Genomic DNA, 15,732 nt, shown 5'->3' with positions numbered 1-15,732 from the left:
AAAAGGGAAAGGGAACGCGTGTGATCAAGACCAGCCGAGGTGACCGCGGGGTGCGGAAGGTGACGTTCGTCCTGCCGCTCGACTGCCCGCCGGGGCCCGTCAGCGTGGTCGGCGACTTCAACGACTGGCAGCCCGGCCGGCACGAGCTGCGCAAGCGGTCCAACGGCACGCGCTCGGCCGCCGTGGAGGTGCGGCCCGGTGCGAAGCTGCGCTTCCGCTACCTCGCGACGGGCGGGCAGTGGCTCGACGACCCCGACGCGCCCGCCCGCGACGGGCACGACTGCCTGTACGTCGCGGAGTAGGCGATGGGGAACGTGTGCTCCACAACACCATTGTTGTGGAGCGCGTGTTCCTTTACTCTCGGGTTCGTGCCCAGGCCGCGGATCCACGACCCCGAACGGCTGCTCGACGTCGCCGAGCGGCTCGTGGCCGAGCGCGGCCCGGAAGAGGTCACCGCGCGCGGGCTCGCGCTCGCCGCCGGCGTGCCGAACAGCGCCATCTACCACGGTTTCGCCTCGTTGCCGGCGCTCGTCGGGCGGGTGTGGCTGCGGGCCGCGACCCACTACATCGATGTGCAGGAGAGCCTCGTCGACGAAGCGCTCGCCGAGGCCGGCCCGGTCGCGGCCGTGGTCGCCGCGGCCGACACGGCGGCCGTCGTGGCGCGGCTGCGCCCGGACGCCGCGCGCCTGATGGTCACCGTGTCACCCGACCGCGTGCTCGGCCCGCAGCTGCCCGAAGACGTCGTGGAGGCGCTGCACACGCTGGACAAACGCCTGGTGCGCCTGCTGGTCCGCCTCGCCCGTGAGCTGTGGCAGCGCGGCGACGGCGCGGCCGTCGAGGTGATCACCGCCTGCGTGGTGGACCTGCCGACGGCACTCTACCGCCGCGAGCTGGCCGAAGGCCGGGTCGGCGAGGACAGCCGCCGCCGGCTCGCCGCCGCCGTGCGCGCGGTGCTCGCCCTGCCGCCACCGAAACGACGTTCCTCCCGTACCGCAGCAACCGGCTGAAAAGGACCACCGCGATGCCCGCACTGACCCAGCACGAAGCCGTGTCCGTCCTGGACTTCGGCGCCGACGAGAACCGGTTCTCACCCGCGTGGCTCGACGAGGTGAACACCCACCTCGACACCGTCACCGCCGGCGAGGCGCCCGCCGCGCTCGTGACCACCGGCGGCGGCAAGTTCTACTCCAACGGCCTGGACCTCGAGTGGCTCACCGCCCACGGCGACGAGGCCGGCAAGTACGTGACCGCCGTGCACGAACTGCTCGCCCGCGTGCTCGCGCTGCCGGTGCCCACCGTCGCCGCGGTCAACGGGCACGCGTTCGGCGCCGGCGCGATGCTCGCGATGGCCCACGACTTCCGCGTGATGCGCACCGACCGCGGGTTCTTCTGCTTCCCCGAGGCCGACATCAACATCCCGTTCACGCCGGGCATGGCCGCGCTCATCCAGGCCAAGCTCACCCCGGCCGCGGCGGTCGCGTCGATGACCACCGGCCGCCGCTTCGGCGGCCCGCAGGCCCGGGACCTGGGCCTGGTCGACGTGACGGCCGACGAGGCCATGCTGGTGAGCACGGCGACCGAGGTCGTCGCGGCGCTGGCGGGCAAGGACCGGGGCACGCTCGGCGCCATCAAGGCCACGATGTTCGCGCCCGCGCTGACCGCCCTGCGCACCCCCGGCGACCTGATCCGGTAGACTCCGCTGCGCGGCGGTGGGGCTCGCCGCTCCGGGTCGTCCGGGCAACCGCAGCACTCGCTGCCAACAGTCCCTACTCGAACCGAGGGCACCGCTGTATTCACCGAGCGGCTGTGCCCGCGTGGAGTAGGAGACCCTGTGTTCGGACCCCGTGCACCCAAGCCCTCGGCACCCCCACCCCGGGGACCCAAAGCAGCCGCGTCCCACCACCCAGGATCCCCGTCCGCGGCGCCTGAACCCGACGCGTCGGAATCGCCGATCCCGAGATCTTCACGCCGGGTGCCGCCGTGGCGGCGCACGGCGGCCCACGAAAACGCTCCGGTGCTCGGCGTGATCGCGCTCGGCGGCGGGATCGGCGCGCTGGCGCGCTACGGCCTCGCCGAACTGCTCCCGACCCAGCCCGGGCACTTCCCGCTCGCGACGTTCCTGATCAACGTCTCCGGCTGCTTCCTCATCGGCGTGCTGATGGTCGCGGTCACCGAGGTGTGGACCGCGCACCGGCTGGTGCGGCCGTTCCTCGGGGTCGGCATCCTCGGTGGGTTCACCACGTTCTCCACCTACGTGGTCGAGATCCGCGGGCTGCTGGCCCCAGGCTCGGCCGGCCTCGCGTTCGGCTACCTCGCGGGCACGCTGGTGGCGGCGCTGCTCGCGGTGGCGGCGGGGATGTGGCTCGCGCGACGGGCGTTCGTCCGTCCGGAAAGGACGGTCGAGCCGTGACGGTGCTGCTGGTTTTCGCCGGTGCCGTGGTCGGGGCGCCCCTGCGGTACGTGACCGACCGGTTCGTGCAGGCTCGCCACCACGCCGGCTTCCCGTGGGGCACGTTCACGGTCAACCTGGTCGGCTCGCTGGTGCTCGGCTCGCTGGCCGGCGCCGGGTCCGCGTTGCCCGGCACGGTGTCGATCCTGGTGGGCACCGGGTTCTGCGGCGCGCTCACCACCTACAGCACGTTCGGCTACGAGACCGTGCGGCTGCTCGAACGCCGCGCCTACCGCACGGCGATCGCCAACGTGGTGGTGAGTGTGGCCGCGGGGGTGGGCGCGGCGGCGCTCGGGTACGCCGTGGTGCACTCGCTCGCGGGGTGAGCGCCGCGGTCGAGGGTTACGAGGCGAGATTGGCGTACACGACGATGTTGTCCTCGTAGCTGTGCTCGGCGTGGTCGAACACGCCGCCGCACGTGATCAGCCGCAGTTCGGGTTTGCTGCTGTTGCCGTAGACCGCGTCCTGCGGGAACTGGTCCTTCGGGACCTGCGTGACGTGGTCGACGGTGAACTTCAGCTTCTTGCCGTCGCTGCGGTCGATGTCCACCTCGTCGCCGGGCGCGAGGTCCTTGAGGTGGTAGAAGATGCCGGGCTTCTTGTCGCCGTCCACGTGCCCGAGGACCACCGCCGGCCCGACCTCGCCGGGCACGGGGGACAGGCGGTACCACGCGGCCTGCATCGGCGTTTTCACCGAAGGCACGGAGATCTGGCCCTGCAGGTTCACCGCCACCGACACCAGGCTCGAGTGCGCGCCGATCTTCGGGATGGTCACGGCGGTGGGCCGCAGGCCCTTGAACGGTTTCGTGACCGGCACGCTCGACGGCACGGGTTTGGCCGCGGCGGCGGGCGCCGGCGTGCCGGAGGAACCGCACCCGGTGAGCGCCAGCACGAGAGCCAGCGCGGTCGCGGTGCCGGCCGCGGCTTTCGCGGTTTCGGTGAGTTTCATCGGCGTCAGGACCAGAACCGCGCGGTGCCGCCGAAGCCGGTTTCGACGCCGCCCTGGGGCGCGTAGCGGACCTGGACCGTCGGCCGGGTGACCGCGGCACCGGCCGTCGAGGTCGAGGTGGCGGTGGCGCCGGACGAGGTGGTGATCGGCGCCGCGCTGCTGCTCGTGCCGCTCGGGGTTTCGCTGCTGGTCGGGGTTTCGCCGGTGGTCGGCGTGTCCGAAGTGGGCGGAGTCTCCTGCTCGAAGGTGACGTCGCCCTGGCCGGGCACGCCGTCGCAGGTCCAGCTGAACGGCGCGGTCGGAGCGGTGGCGGGGTCGGTCACGCGCACGTCGTAGTTCCAGTAGCGGCCGTCGGCGCCGTCCTGGTCCGGACCGGCGGTCACGGTGAGGCCGACGGTGGCGACGTTGCCGGGCGCGCCCGCGGCGCACGCGATGACCAGCACGCCTTCGCCGCCGAGGCCGACGAACCCGTGGCCGGCGTTGTCGGTGTACGGGTCGGCGGGCGCGGTGCTGGAAGTCGTGTCGTCGGCCTGGTCCCCGTCCTGCCCGTCGGCGGCGATCCGGGGCTGCGCGGCGGCCGGCGCGCGGCGGCCCTCAGTGGTCTGCACCTCGGTCTGCCCGGGCGTCTCGATGCCGGCCGTGCTCGACGGTGAGTCGGAGAACGGGGAGTCGGAGGACGGGGAGTCGGACGTCGGTGCCTCGGAAGTCGGGGCGGTCGCGGTGTCGGAGGTCGGCGCCCCGGCCGTGCTGGAGTCCGAAGTGGCCGGTGCCGTCGCGTCGGTCGTCTCGGAGCTTTCCGTGGTGACCGTGGTGTCCGCGCCCGCCGTCGGGTCGTCCTGCGCGAAGGCGGCCGGCGCGGAAGCGAGCGTGAGGGCGGCGCCGGCGAGCACGGCACCTGCGAGACGGCCCAGCGGTTTCTTCACGGCGACTCCCTGCTGCGACAGTGCCCGACGTTGGGCAATGGCGGGATTCTGCCGCAGAAAAGCGTGGGAGGGAAATGATTCGAGGGTGGTGAAAACCACGCTCGAATTCCGTAACGAAGGCGCTTTCCCGGCCGATGAAACGGCCCGACCGCCGCGAGAGGAAACGACCTGATAACGAAGGTGTCGGGCGTGATAACAAAACCCACCGTAACACGCCCACCATTCCCCGCGGAAAACCGGCACTTCTTTTCGATCTTCAGGCCCGGCCGCGCGTGAGGTCGATCAGGCGGCCGAGCACGTGGTCGCCGGCCGCGCGCAGGCCGTTGTGCTCGTACTCGTTGGTGACCCACGGGCGCATCGTCGGGATCAGCGCGGCGGTCTCCTCGGAGAAGCGGAGGTCCACGTACGCGTCCTCGGCGTAGATCGCGGCGGCGCACGGCACCTCGCAGCGGCTCAGCACCTCGGCGTCGTAGAGGCGCGGCCACTCGCGCTCGGCCAGCAGTTCGGCCGCCTCGCCCAGCGGCGCGAGGCCGGGCAGGTCGGTGAACATCCAGGGGAACACGTGCTCGCCGGTGAAGAGCGTGGGGTCGTCGTCGAACTCGGCCGGGCGGGTGCGCTGGGCCGACCAGCGCGTGGCCCGGCCGTCGGCGTAGGAGGCCTCGTGGATCACCACGTAGAGCGGGTTGCGCGCGGAGAACGGCAGCATCGTGGCCACGTCGTGTCGGAACGCCGGCGATTCCGGGTCGCGCTCGAGCAGGTAGTGCAGGTTCTCGGCGCCGTCGCTCATGCCGAGGGCGCTGCCGAGCTGACGGAACAGCCGGGACGTGATCGGCGTGCCGCCGGGCAGCGTGAGCTCGCCGGCCTCGAGCCGGTCGTGGAGCTTGCGCACGCGGTCGCGGTCTTCGGGGTACCGCCGGTAGTAGCGGCGGTTGCGTTCCAGCACCGTGCGGTACGTGGCCTCGTACACCTCGTCGGGGTGCCGCCCGATCGGCGGCAGGCCGCCGGTGAAGAACACCTCGAGCAGGCCTTCGGGAGCCGTCGAGAGGTAGGCGAGCGCGGTGAACCCGCCGAACGACTGGCCCAGCAGGCTCCACCGGTCCACGCCGAGGCGCTGCCGGATCAGCTCCGCGTCGCGCACGATCGAGTCGGCCCGGAAGTGGGACAGGTACTCGGCCTGGTCGGCCGGCGTCCGCCCCGCCAAGGTGCCGACGGGCGTGGAGTTGCCGGTGCCGCGCTGATCGAGCAGGAGCACGCGGTAGTCCCGCACCGCGCGCCCGAGCCAGCCCGTGGCCCCCATCGGCCGCGGCGCCTCCTGGCCGGGCCCGCCCTGCAGGAACACCAGGTACGGCAGCCCCGTCCCGCCCCCGGGCTCGGTGACCTCGCGGGCGAACACGGTGAGCTGCTCACCGTCGGGATTGCCGTGGTCGAGCGGGACGGTGAACTCGTGCTCGGTGAGGACCAGGCCGGGGATGCGCACGGAAGCAGGCATGGCGTTGATCAAAGCATGCCCGGGGCCAGGGGGTGGTAGTGGTTTTCGCCCGGCTCCGCGACCGGCGGCGACCGTGGTCGACGGGTGGATCGGCGGGGCGGAAGTGTCGATCCGGGAGGTCCGCGGTGGCCGATCGGGAAGCGCGGCGGCGGAGGGGGCCCGCGCGTGGCTACGGTGATCGTGGGCGGTCGGCCGGCACCGGATTCCGGGACCGCACGGCCGCGTCACCCGGCGAGAAGGCCGTGGCGGACGTCGCCACTGGGCTGGAATGCACCGCTGAAGGCACTACTGGGGGGAAACGACCGTGGGCAAGCACCTGTTCTTCGTCGCGGCACCGGCGGCGGGGCACGTGAATCCGGTGTTGCCGCTCGTGCGCGAGCTGGTGCGGCGGGGCCACCGGGTGACGTTCGCGTGCGGACCGGCCCACGCCGGGGCCATCGAGGACGCCGGGGCCGAGGCCGTGGTGCTGCCGTGGACGCTGGACCCGACGGCGCTCTCGCGCGAGACGTTCAGCACCACCAGCTTCGTGGAGCTGCTGGACGGGTTGCTGGCGACCGCGGCGCCGCGGCTCGACGAACTGGTCGAGCGGGCCGCCGGCGCGGAGCTGGTGTGCTTCGACGCGACCGTCGCTCCCGTGGCGGCGGCGGTGGCGCAGCGGCTCGGCGTGCCGGCGGTGGCGCTGATCGCGAGCATGGCCGTGAACGAGCACCTGCCGCTGGCCGAGCTGCTGCCGCCCGACTTCCGGCCGGACAACGAGGCGCTGGTGCGGTACGCGACGCGCCTGCACGAGTTCTCGGCGGACCAGGGCTTCGCGCAGCCGCTGGTGCCGATGGCGGCGCCGCCGGTGCCGTTGACGGTGGTGTTCGTGCCGCCCGCGTTCCAGCTCGCCACGGAGACCTTCGACGAGACCTACCGGTTCGTGGGCCCGACCGTGGGCGCGGGGGACTGGGAGCCGCCGTCCGGCGACCGGCCGGTGCTGCTGGTGTCGCTCGGCACGGCGTTCACCGACCGGCCCGACGTGTTCCGGGCATGCGCGGCGGCGTTCGCCGGCACGGAGTGGCACGTGGTGATGTCGATCGGGCGCACGGACCCGGCGCTGCTGGGCGAGCTGCCGTCGAACGTGGAGGCCTTCGCGTCGGTGCCCCAGCTCGGCGTGCTGCGCCACGCCACCGCGTTCGTGTCCCACGCCGGCATGAACTCGATCATGGAGGCGCTGGCGCTGGAGGTGCCGCTGGTGACGCTGCCGCAGGTGCCCGAACAGGCGCTCAACGCCCGCCGGGTGCGGGAGCTGGGCCTCGGCGAGGTGCTCGACTCCGAAGCCCTCACCCCGGAGCTCGTGCGCGGCACGGTGCTGCGCGTGGCCGGCGATCCGGCGGTGCGCGACCGGCTGGCGTGGCTGGCCAAGGAGATCACGGCCGCGGGCGGCGCGGCCGCGGCGGCCGACGCCGTGCTCGGTCTCCTCGGCTGACCCTCCACAAAGGACGCTACTGCTTGCCCATCGACCGCCGGATCTCGGCGAGCTTGTCCTTGGCGGCCTTGTCGCGGTCGGCGATCTTCTTGTCGAGCGACTCCACCGTCTCCGGACCGCCGATGCCGGCGAGCTCCTGCGCGCCCACCGAGGTGTTGTAGCGGTTCTCGATGCGGTCGCGGACGAAGTCGAACGACGGCACGCCGCCCTCGCTGTAGTCGGGCTCGGGCAGGTCCGCGCCACCCGGGAACCCCGGGGCGGCCGGCGTGGCCGGGCTCTCGACGATCTCGGCGTCCAGCGGTTCCTGGCCGTCGGGCTGATTCGTGGTCATGTGGCACTCCTGTCGTCGCGGTCCCCGCCCTCGACCCTAGCCGGTTCCGCGCCCTGTCGCCTTTGCCTGGAAACACCTCGGCCGGGGCGTTCAGGACTTTCGGCTGTCCCGGTCACCGGCGCCGCCTTGACACCGGTGAGCCCGGCTCGGAAATGTCGGTGCCGCACGGATTCCTCGGCCCGCACACGCCGCCACGTGTCGTGTCGTGTCGAAAGGACGGTCTCCCTGTTGTCCCCACAGCCCGAAAACCCCGACCAGACCCTCGCGAGAAGAAGTTTCCTGGCGCTGGGCTCCGGCGCCGCCCTCGCGGCGACGTCCGGGCTCGCCCTCGCGGCACCCGCCGAGGCCGCACCGGCGAAGGCTCCGCAAACCCCGCCGGCGAAGACCCGGTCGGCGAAGACAATGCAGGCCCCGCCGCCGGCCGCGCACGCCGCGGGCGAGCCCGATTTCGGCCCCAACGTCCACGTCTTCGATTCCGCTACGGGCACGGCCAACATCCAGGCCACGCTCGACGCGATCTACGCCCAGCAGCGCGGCAGCCAGTTCGGCACCGGCCGCTACGCGCTGCTGTTCAAGCCCGGCGGCTACTCCGTGGACGTGAAGCTCGGCTACTACACGCAGGTCGCCGGTCTCGGCCTGCAGCCCAGCGGAGCCAGCATCACCGGCTCGCTCGGCGTGGAAGGCGACGCGCACGGCAACGGCACGCTCGTGAACTTCTGGCGCGGCGCCGAGAACCTCAACGCCGTGCCCAAGAGCGGCGTGGACACCTGGGCCGTCTCGCAGGCCACCTTCTACCGCCGCATCTACCTGCTCGGCGACCTGAAGCTGTCCGACGGCGGTTACTCCAGCGGCGGGTTCATCGCCGACTGCCAGCTCACCGGCCAGATCAATTCCGGCACCCAGCAGCAGTGGCTCACGCGCAACTCGGTGGTCGGCTCGTGGGTGGGCTCGAACTGGAACTTCGTGTTCGTCGGCTCACCGGGTGCGCCCGCGACCTCGTTCCCGAACCCGCCCTACACCTCGATCGACCGCGCGCCGGTGATCTGCGAGAAGCCGTTCCTGTACGTGGACGGCGCCGGGGCGTGGCAGGTGTTCGTGCCGGCCGTGCGCACGAACGCCGACGCCACGAGCTGGGAGGCCCGCAAGCCCGAAGGCACGTCGCTGCCGATCGAGGCGTTCCACCTCGCCAAGCCGGAGGAGTCGGCCGCCGACCTCAACGCCGCGCTGGCCCAGGGCAAGCACCTGCTGCTCACGCCCGGCATCTACCACGTCGACCAGCCGTTGAAGGTCACCCGAGCGAACACCGTGGTCCTCGGCCTCGGCTACGCCACGCTGATCCCGGACAACGGCGTGACCGCGCTCGACGTCGCGGACGTCGACGGGGTGCGCGTGGCCGGCCTGCTCGTGGACGCCGGGCCGGTCGCCTCCGACCCGCTGATCCGCTTCGGGCCCGACGGCGCGCGCCGCGGCCACGCGCACAACCCGAGCTCGATGCACGACGTGTTCGTGCGCGTCGGCGGCGCGGGCGTGGGCAAGGCGAAGCGCTGCGTGGTCGTGAACAGCGACGACGTGCTGATCGACAACATGTGGCTGTGGCGGGCCGACCACGGCAAGGGCGTCGGCTGGGACGCCAACACCTCCGACGTGGGCCTGGAGGTGAACGGCTCGGGCGTGATCGCCTACGGCCTGTTCGTGGAGCACCACCAGAAGGCCCAGGTGCAGTGGAACGGCGAGGGTGGGCGCACCTACTTCTTCCAGAACGAGATGCCGTACGACCCGCCGGACCAGGCGGCGTGGACGGACGGCGCCCACCGCGGCTTCCCGGCCTACGCCGTGGCCGACCACGTGCGCACGCACGAAGCGTGGGGCCTGGGCAGCTACTGCATCTTCGCGGAGGACCGCACGATCGTGTCCGACCGCGCGATCGCCGCGCCCCGGCGGCCGGGGGTGAAGTTCCACGCCATGATCACGTTCTCCCTCGGCGGCGGGCAGGGCACGATCGCCCACGTGGTCAACGACACCGGCGGCCCGTCGGACGCGGTGACCGGGCTGGCGATGCTGAAGTCCTACCCGTAGTCGCCTGAAGTCCCGCGCGAGAGCGCGAACCGCGCCGCGGCCGTCCCGTGTGGACGGTCGCGGCGCGGCCGCTCAGCCCTCGAAGCCCTGCGCTTTCAGGATCCGGTCGATCTTCGCCGCGTGGTCGGCGTCCCACTCGTCCAGCGTCTGCGCCGCTTCCTTGGCCAGCCGCTCCCGTGCCTCGACCAGGACTCGTTCCGCGTCGGCGGCGGGAGTGACGACCACCCCCTCTTCGTCGGCGGTCACGATGTCGCCGGCGTGCACGGTGACGCCGCCGCAGCGCACGGGCTCGCCCAGCGGCGCCGCGGCCGCCTTGGTGCCGGGGATCGGGATCAGGCCGCGCGCGAACACCGGGAAGCGCAGCTCGCGCACCTCGGCCAGGTCGCGGATCACGCCGTCGAGCACGAACGCGGCGATCCCGTTGCGCTGCGCCACGGCGCAGACGTTGCCGCCCGCCAGCGCGTAGTCCAGGTCACCGGACTCAACCACGACGATCGAGCCGGCCGGGGCGCGGTGGATGGCCGCGTGCAGCATCAGGTTGTCGCCCGCCGGGCACCGCACGGTGTAGGCCGGGCCGGAGACCTGCGGCACCGGGCCCCACAGGGGGCGCACACCGAGGTCCATGACCTGGTCGCGGGTGAGCAGGTCGGCGAGCGTGGTGGTGGGGATGTCGGGGAATCCGTCGGGCATGGTCCTCCTGTCGCGGCTTGAGCCGCGATCGTCGCACGCCCGGTGCGCGCCCGTGCCCCGGAGTCGCGGACTCCGGGGCACCGAGGTGACGCTCTTCGCTCAGTGCATCAGCGGCGGACCGAGCGGGAGCGCGCCCCCGCCGGTGGCCGTCGAGGCCGAGTTGAAGAACAGGTACACGCCGACGGCGGCGAACACGAGCACGATGTACCCGCCGACCTGGAGGATGCCGGCCGAGCCGTTGAGCGTGCCGATCAGCACGAACACCAGCGCGACCTCGATCAGGGCGAACAGCAGCGTGTAGGCCACCGGCAGGCGCAGGGTCGACAACGTCAGCATGCCGACGATGACGAGCCAGGAGATCAGGAACAACGCCTGGGTGTCGACGGCGGCCGCCGCGTCGATCCCGAACCAGTTGTGGGTGAGGCCGAGGACGAGCAGCGCGTAACTCAGCCAGAACCCGGAGAAGATGGCGAACACCCCCGCCACCGCGCTCTGGCCCACCGCGGCGGCCCAGACCGCTGCGATGAGCAGGCCGAGTCCGGTCGCGGCGATGATGACGGCGAGTGACGCGCCGACGGCGGTCGCGGGGACGTAGCCGATGAGGACCAGCCCCAGGGCCACGGATCCGACGATGAAACTGGGCAGACCGACCATCATCGGGTCGGCGGCCGGGGGCGCTTCGGGCGCCGCTTCCGCAGTGTGCTGGGCAGGTACTCGGGGGACACTTTCGGCACTGGCATCGAGGGTGGTCATGAGCGGGCTCCCTGGTCGGGCATCCGGAATGTGCCTGGTCGTGTGCCTGGTCGTCGCGGTGGCACATCGCTCGGTATACGCTCGTCTCAGGAAGGCGGGAGTCTCATTTAGAGACGTGTCCGACCAGGCCGAAACCGGGGCACACCGCCCACATCCGGCCGCTACGCTGCGGTGATCGCCTCCGCGCGCCCCGGCGAACGCCGCTCTGGAGCGCTTCGGGCGGAGCAACGACTGGGCCACAAAACGGCCTACCTCCGGCTACGCCGACCGGATCCGCGGAAATCTCACGCAGCGTAACCATCGGAGTGCACCGATCGAGGACCCCTTCGCGGGGCCCTGCCGGGGCGGGGTCCTAGCCCGGTGAGACAGGTCCGGACCGGCCTCGCGGGCGGCTACCGTACGCGCATGTCCCCAGTGCGGAGCCCGTCCACGGCCGGGCTGCTGGCCCGGTTCACGATCGCCGGCGTGGTGGTGCTCGCGGCGCTGGCCGGGCTCATCGCGTACCTCGCGCGGGAAGCGGGCACGGCGCAGGCCACCCAGTCGGCCGTGCAGACCACGTCCTTCACGGCCCGCGGGGTGGTCGAGCCGCGGCTCGACGCGGCCGTGGTCGACCGCGACCCGGCGGCGCTCACGGCGTTCGACACGGCGATCCGGCGCTACGTGCTGCAGGGCTCGCTGGTGCGCGTGAAGGTGTGGGCGCCCGACGGCACGATCGTGTACTCCGACGCCTCGGCGCTCATCGGCGAGCGCTACCCGCTCAGCGCGCAGGAGGCGGAGGCGCTGCGCGTGCAGGGAAGCGTGTCCGAGGTCAGCGACCTGACGCGGCCGGAGAACCGGCTGGAGACGTCGTTCGGGAAGCTGCTGGAGGTCTACGTGGGCATCCGGGCCGCCGACGGGCGTCCGCTGCTGCTGGAGGCCTACTACCGCTACGACGCCGTGACGCAGGCCGGGCAGGCCGCGTGGGCGCGGTTCGCGCCGCCGTCGCTGGGGGCGCTGGTGGTGCTCGAGGTCGTGCAGGTGCCGTTCGCGTGGTCGCTGGCGCGGCGCGTGCGCCGCCAGCAGCGCGAGCGGGAACGGCTGCTGCAGCACGCCGTGGACGCGTCCGACGCCGAACGCCGCCGCATCGCACGCGACCTGCACGACGGCATCGTGCAGGACCTCTCGGGCCTCACGTTCAGCCTGGACGCGGCGCGCCTCGGCACGCCGGACGAAACCGAGCGGGCCGCGGTGATCGCCGACGCGGCGGGCCGGCTGCGCACCAGCGTGGGCGCGCTGCGCTCGCTGCTCGTGGACATCTACCCGCCCAATCTCGCCGAGGAGGGCCTGGGCCCGGCACTGGCCGAGCTGGCCGGCGGCCTCGAACGCACCGGCGTGGCGGTGGACCTCGACGCGGACGACGCCGACGGTCTGCCGCCGGCCGCGTCGGCGCTGCTCTTCCGCACCGCGCAGGAGGTGCTGCGCAACGTGGTCACCCACAGCTCGGCGCGCGCGGTGCTGGTGCGCGTGACACGGGCGGACTCCTCGGCCATCCTGGTGATCGACGACGACGGCCGTGGCTTCGACGGCGACCGGCTCACCGAGCAGGCGCGCGACGGGCACTTCGGGTTGCGGGCCGTCGGCGACCTGCTGGCCGAGGCCGGCGGCGGGCTGTCGGTGCGCGCCGCGCCCGGCCGGGGCACGCGAGTGGAGGCCGAGGTGCCGGTTTCATGATCCGGGTGCTGATCGCCGACGACCACGCCATCGTGCGGACCGGGCTCACGCAGCTGCTGAGCACCGCCGCCGACCTGGAGCTCGTCGGCGCCGCGGGCGACGGGGCCGAAGCCGTGGCACTGGCGGCGGAGCTGGGGCCGGACGTGGTGCTGATGGACCTGTCGATGCCGGGGACCGACGGGATCGCGGCCACCGCGCGGATCGTCGAGGCGAACCCCGCCACCCACGTACTGGTGCTCACGTCGTTCTCCGACCAGGCCCGCATCCTCGACGCGCTGCGCGCCGGCGCCGAGGGCTACCTGCTCAAGCACAGCGAGCCGGAGGTGATCCTCGCCGGCATCCGCGAGATCGTGGCGGGCGGCTCGCCGCTGGACCCGAAGGCGGCGCGGGTGCTGCTGAGCGACCGGCGGGCCGCGCAGCCTGCGGCGAAGCTCACCGACCGCGAGCGCGAGGTACTGCGGATGGTCGGCGACGGGCTGGCGAACAAGTCCATCGCGCGGCGCCTCGGCATCACCGAGCGGACGGTGAAGGCGCACCTGACCAACGTCTACCAGCGCCTCGGTGTGACCGACCGGACGCAGGCCGCGCTGTGGGCGCAGCGGCACGCGGACCGGTACTAGGACCTCCGGACAATGGCGCCCGGTACCCGCCCCGGAGACGATGGGTCCGTGACCGATTCCCGGCCGGTGGTGTTCGAGACGCGCGCCGATTCCGGTCCTCGCGCGCCGCGGCGGGGCCGGCAGGTTCTCGGGGCCGTGGCGGGCGCCGTGCTGGCGGCCGGCGCGGCGGCGGGGATCGTGTGGGGTGGCACGGCGGTGTGGTCGCTGGTGGATCCGGGGAGCACGGCCGACGCGCCGGCGCCGCTGTGGATTCCGCCGCCGCCGCTCGTCACCGCGGTCACGACGGAGCCGTCGCACGCGGAGCCGTCTCACCCGGACACTTCCCGCCCGGAGACGGCCGGTTCCGAACCGGGTGACGACCACGGCGGTGACCGTGACGGCGGCCGCGGCCGGGGCCGCGGCGGGCCGGACCACTGACGTCAGCCGATCGGCTCGCGCACGCGGGCCTTGCGGCGCGCGGTGATCAGGACGACGCCGCCCACCGCGATCGCACCGCCGGCGAGTTCGGTGGCGGTCGGGATTTCACGCAGCCACAGGTAGGCGACGGCCAGCGCGACCACGGGCACGAGGTAGAGCGCGGACGTCGCGGTGGTCACCGTGTTGCGGGCGACTCCGTAGCCCCACAGGACGAAACCCAGCGCGGAGGGCAGCAAACCCAGGTACAGCACGGCCGCGTGCGCCGAGGCGGGCGCGGTTTCGAGGCCGTGCCAGGCCGCGGGGGCCAGCGGCAGGGAGAACAGCGTGCCGGTCCACATGGCGTAGCAGGCGACTTCGAGGCCGGAGTAGCGGCGCAGCAACGGTTTGCTGCAGAAGTGGTACGCGCCCTGCACGAGCGCGGCGGCGAGGACGACCCACGCGGCGGTGGAGTACTGCACGTCGCCGCCCGACAGCGCGATGAGGGCCGAGCCGCCGAGCGCGACGGCGCTGCCGAGCAGACCGCGCGCGCCGAGGCGTTCGCCGAGGAAGGCCGCCGCGAGCACGGCGCTGAACACCGGCGCGGTGGCCACCAGCAGGCTCGCGGTGCCGGCGGGCACGTGTACTTCGCCCCAGTTCAGCAGCACCTGGTAGGCCGCCATGCCGGTGAAGCCGCACGCCGCGATCAGTGGCAGGTCCTTGCGCCGCGGCCGCCGCACGCCCAGGAACGGCGCCGCGACGGCCAGCGCGACCGACGCCACCACGAGTCTCGCCAGCGACAGCCCGAGCGGACCGTAGCCGTCGAGGCCCACGCGGATCGCGGGGAAGGCCGAGGCCCACAGGACGACGGTGCCGCCGATGGCCAGGGCGGGTTTCGAGGTGCTCACGGGCCCAGTGTGGGCGGTAGGATGCGGTAGATCCAGTTAGTCTTTGCTTCGAGATCGGGAAGTTCCGCTTATGTTGGAAGTCCGCCGCCTCCGGCTGCTCCACGAGCTCGCGCACCACGGCACCATCGCCGCCACGGCCGAGGCGCTCAACCTCACCGGCCCGGCCGTGTCCCAGCAGCTCGCGGCCCTCGAACGCGAGGCCGGCACGCCCCTGCTCGAACGCCGCGGCCGCACCCTCGCGTTCACCGCCGCCGGCGAACTGCTGGTCTCCCACGCCGACGTGATCCTCAGCGACCTCGCCGCCGCCGAGTCCGCACTGGCCGCCGCGCGATCCGACGGCGTGGGCACCGTGCGGGTGGTCGCGTTCCCCTCTGCGGCAAGGACTCTCGTCGCTCCACTGTGGACCGCGTTGCCGGGCGTCTCGCTGCGCCTGGTGGAACAGGAACCCGAGTCGGCGATCGCCACGCTCGTGCACCAGGAGGCCGATGTCGCCGTGGTGCACAGCTACAACCTGCTGCCCCGCGAAACCCCGGCACGCTGCGAAGAACACACCCTGGCCGACGACCCGGTGCTGCTCGCGCTCCCACCCGCCCTCGCAGCCGCCCGCAACCTGGCCGACGGGCAGAAGGTCCGCCTCGCGCGCTTCTCGACGGTGCCGTGGCTGGTGCCGTCCAAGGAGTACTCGTGCCACGAGATGATCCAGCGCGCCTGCGGCGCGGCCGGCTTCGTCCCCGACGTGGTCGCCGAGGCCACCGACTTCGCCGTGCTCACCGCGTTGGTCGCGGCCGGCGCGGGAGTGGCCTTGATCCCGCGGATGGCACTGCCCGAGTCGCACGCACCGGTGAGCCTGCACCCCCTGGTGAACCCGGTGTCGCGCAAGGTGTACGCGGTCACCCGCCTCGGCACCGGGCGGCGGCCGGATGTGCGGGCGGTGCTGACCGGGCTGGGTGCCGAGTAGTCGTCGCGGGATAGGT

Annotated in this window: 18 protein-coding genes; 11 read left to right on the top strand and 7 right to left on the bottom strand. The window is 72.9% G+C overall.

Going from position 1 to position 15,732, the window contains the following annotated elements:
- The first annotated feature begins 59 nt into the window (after positions 1–59).
- From VSH64_RS16860 to crcB (VSH64_RS16840), 5 genes are all read left to right on the top strand, one after another.
- A complete protein-coding gene (locus VSH64_RS16860) occupies positions 60–302 on the top strand; it encodes an isoamylase early set domain-containing protein (protein WP_407655653.1) in 243 nt (80 codons plus the stop codon).
- Positions 303–368: 66 nt separating this feature from the next.
- The gene (locus VSH64_RS16855; protein WP_326836556.1) at positions 369–1,007 is read left to right on the top strand and encodes a TetR/AcrR family transcriptional regulator; all 639 of its coding nucleotides are present in this window, start codon (positions 369–371) and stop codon (positions 1,005–1,007) included.
- Between the two features lie 14 nt (positions 1,008–1,021).
- The gene (locus VSH64_RS16850) at positions 1,022–1,693 is read left to right on the top strand and encodes an enoyl-CoA hydratase/isomerase family protein (protein ID WP_326836555.1); all 672 of its coding nucleotides are present in this window, start codon (positions 1,022–1,024) and stop codon (positions 1,691–1,693) included.
- Between the two features lie 279 nt (positions 1,694–1,972).
- Positions 1,973–2,410: a fluoride efflux transporter CrcB gene (crcB, locus tag VSH64_RS16845; RefSeq protein ID WP_326836554.1), complete on the top strand. Its 438-nt coding sequence runs from the start codon at positions 1,973–1,975 to the stop codon at positions 2,408–2,410.
- Positions 2,407–2,775, top strand: coding sequence for a fluoride efflux transporter CrcB (gene crcB / locus VSH64_RS16840; RefSeq protein WP_326836553.1), 369 nt, complete (start codon positions 2,407–2,409; stop codon positions 2,773–2,775). The genes crcB (VSH64_RS16845) and crcB (VSH64_RS16840) overlap by 4 nt, the downstream gene beginning before the upstream one ends.
- A gap of 16 nt (positions 2,776–2,791) precedes the next feature.
- On the opposite strand, the gene VSH64_RS16835 is transcribed toward crcB (VSH64_RS16840), so the two are convergent.
- From VSH64_RS16835 to VSH64_RS16825, 3 genes are all read right to left on the bottom strand, one after another.
- Positions 2,792–3,397 carry a class F sortase gene (locus VSH64_RS16835; RefSeq protein ID WP_326836552.1) on the bottom strand — a complete coding sequence of 202 codons (606 nt, stop codon included), beginning with the start codon at positions 3,395–3,397 and terminating at the stop codon, positions 2,792–2,794.
- Positions 3,398–3,402: 5 nt separating this feature from the next.
- The gene (locus VSH64_RS16830; protein WP_326836551.1) at positions 3,403–4,320 is read right to left on the bottom strand and encodes a hypothetical protein; all 918 of its coding nucleotides are present in this window, start codon (positions 4,318–4,320) and stop codon (positions 3,403–3,405) included.
- A gap of 256 nt (positions 4,321–4,576) precedes the next feature.
- The gene (locus tag VSH64_RS16825) at positions 4,577–5,809 is read right to left on the bottom strand and encodes an alpha/beta fold hydrolase (protein ID WP_326836550.1); all 1,233 of its coding nucleotides are present in this window, start codon (positions 5,807–5,809) and stop codon (positions 4,577–4,579) included.
- Positions 5,810–6,113: 304 nt separating this feature from the next.
- Here VSH64_RS16825 and VSH64_RS16820 point away from each other — a divergent pair, with 304 nt between their 5' ends.
- Positions 6,114–7,277, top strand: a complete 1,164-nt coding sequence (locus tag VSH64_RS16820; RefSeq protein WP_326836549.1) for a macrolide family glycosyltransferase — start codon at positions 6,114–6,116, stop codon at positions 7,275–7,277.
- A gap of 16 nt (positions 7,278–7,293) precedes the next feature.
- Here VSH64_RS16820 and VSH64_RS16815 read toward each other — a convergent pair whose 3' ends face one another.
- Positions 7,294–7,608 carry a hypothetical protein gene (locus VSH64_RS16815; RefSeq protein WP_326836548.1) on the bottom strand — a complete coding sequence of 105 codons (315 nt, stop codon included), beginning with the start codon at positions 7,606–7,608 and terminating at the stop codon, positions 7,294–7,296.
- 228 nt (positions 7,609–7,836) lie between these two features.
- On the opposite strand from VSH64_RS16815, the gene VSH64_RS16810 reads away from it, so the two are divergent.
- The gene (locus VSH64_RS16810) at positions 7,837–9,684 is read left to right on the top strand and encodes a coagulation factor 5/8 type domain-containing protein (RefSeq protein WP_326836547.1); all 1,848 of its coding nucleotides are present in this window, start codon (positions 7,837–7,839) and stop codon (positions 9,682–9,684) included.
- Positions 9,685–9,756: 72 nt separating this feature from the next.
- On the opposite strand, the gene VSH64_RS16805 is transcribed toward VSH64_RS16810, so the two are convergent.
- Both VSH64_RS16805 and VSH64_RS16800 read right to left on the bottom strand, forming a co-directional pair.
- Positions 9,757–10,374, bottom strand: a complete 618-nt coding sequence (locus tag VSH64_RS16805) for an RraA family protein (protein WP_326836546.1) — start codon at positions 10,372–10,374, stop codon at positions 9,757–9,759.
- A gap of 99 nt (positions 10,375–10,473) precedes the next feature.
- Complete coding sequence (locus VSH64_RS16800) at positions 10,474–11,127, bottom strand: GPR1/FUN34/YaaH family transporter (protein ID WP_326836545.1); 654 nt, start codon at positions 11,125–11,127, stop codon at positions 10,474–10,476.
- A gap of 405 nt (positions 11,128–11,532) precedes the next feature.
- Between VSH64_RS16800 and VSH64_RS16795 the strand changes: the two genes are divergently transcribed.
- The 3 genes from VSH64_RS16795 to VSH64_RS16785 are packed head-to-tail and all read left to right on the top strand — an operon-like array spanning position 11,533 to position 13,874.
- The gene (locus VSH64_RS16795; RefSeq protein WP_326836544.1) at positions 11,533–12,837 is read left to right on the top strand and encodes a sensor histidine kinase; all 1,305 of its coding nucleotides are present in this window, start codon (positions 11,533–11,535) and stop codon (positions 12,835–12,837) included.
- On the top strand, positions 12,834–13,457 hold the full coding sequence (locus VSH64_RS16790) for a response regulator transcription factor (RefSeq protein ID WP_326836543.1): 624 nt from the start codon (positions 12,834–12,836) through the stop codon (positions 13,455–13,457). Before VSH64_RS16795 ends, VSH64_RS16790 begins: the two co-directional genes overlap by 4 nt.
- A gap of 48 nt (positions 13,458–13,505) precedes the next feature.
- The gene (locus VSH64_RS16785) at positions 13,506–13,874 is read left to right on the top strand and encodes a hypothetical protein (RefSeq protein WP_326836542.1); all 369 of its coding nucleotides are present in this window, start codon (positions 13,506–13,508) and stop codon (positions 13,872–13,874) included.
- A 2-nt stretch (positions 13,875–13,876) separates the two neighbouring features.
- Here the strand turns inward: VSH64_RS16785 and VSH64_RS16780 are convergent, their stop codons facing one another.
- Positions 13,877–14,758 carry a DMT family transporter gene (locus VSH64_RS16780; RefSeq protein WP_326836541.1) on the bottom strand — a complete coding sequence of 294 codons (882 nt, stop codon included), beginning with the start codon at positions 14,756–14,758 and terminating at the stop codon, positions 13,877–13,879.
- 70 nt (positions 14,759–14,828) lie between these two features.
- Here VSH64_RS16780 and VSH64_RS16775 point away from each other — a divergent pair, with 70 nt between their 5' ends.
- Positions 14,829–15,716, top strand: coding sequence for a LysR family transcriptional regulator (locus VSH64_RS16775; RefSeq protein WP_326836540.1), 888 nt, complete (start codon positions 14,829–14,831; stop codon positions 15,714–15,716).
- Positions 15,717–15,732 lie beyond the last annotated feature (16 nt).

It is taken from the genome of Amycolatopsis rhabdoformis, assembly GCF_035918295.1.
GTDB lineage: Bacteria > Actinomycetota > Actinomycetes > Mycobacteriales > Pseudonocardiaceae > Amycolatopsis > Amycolatopsis rhabdoformis.
This window is presented reverse-complemented; position numbering and strand designations above follow the sequence as displayed.

Coding starts and splice junctions, on each gene's coding strand:
- VSH64_RS16850 (WP_326836555.1), top strand. CDS start 1,022: ATGCCCGCACTGACCCAGCACGAAGCCGTGTCCGTCCTGGACTTCGGC.
- VSH64_RS16835 (WP_326836552.1), bottom strand. CDS start 3,397: ATGAAACTCACCGAAACCGCGAAAGCCGCGGCCGGCACCGCGACCGCG.
- VSH64_RS16825 (WP_326836550.1), bottom strand. CDS start 5,809: ATGCCTGCTTCCGTGCGCATCCCCGGCCTGGTCCTCACCGAGCACGAG.
- VSH64_RS16815 (WP_326836548.1), bottom strand. CDS start 7,608: ATGACCACGAATCAGCCCGACGGCCAGGAACCGCTGGACGCCGAGATC.
- VSH64_RS16805 (WP_326836546.1), bottom strand. CDS start 10,374: ATGCCCGACGGATTCCCCGACATCCCCACCACCACGCTCGCCGACCTG.
- VSH64_RS16800 (WP_326836545.1), bottom strand. CDS start 11,127: ATGACCACCCTCGATGCCAGTGCCGAAAGTGTCCCCCGAGTACCTGCC.
- VSH64_RS16795 (WP_326836544.1), top strand. CDS start 11,533: ATGTCCCCAGTGCGGAGCCCGTCCACGGCCGGGCTGCTGGCCCGGTTC.
- VSH64_RS16790 (WP_326836543.1), top strand. CDS start 12,834: ATGATCCGGGTGCTGATCGCCGACGACCACGCCATCGTGCGGACCGGG.
- VSH64_RS16775 (WP_326836540.1), top strand. CDS start 14,829: ATGTTGGAAGTCCGCCGCCTCCGGCTGCTCCACGAGCTCGCGCACCAC.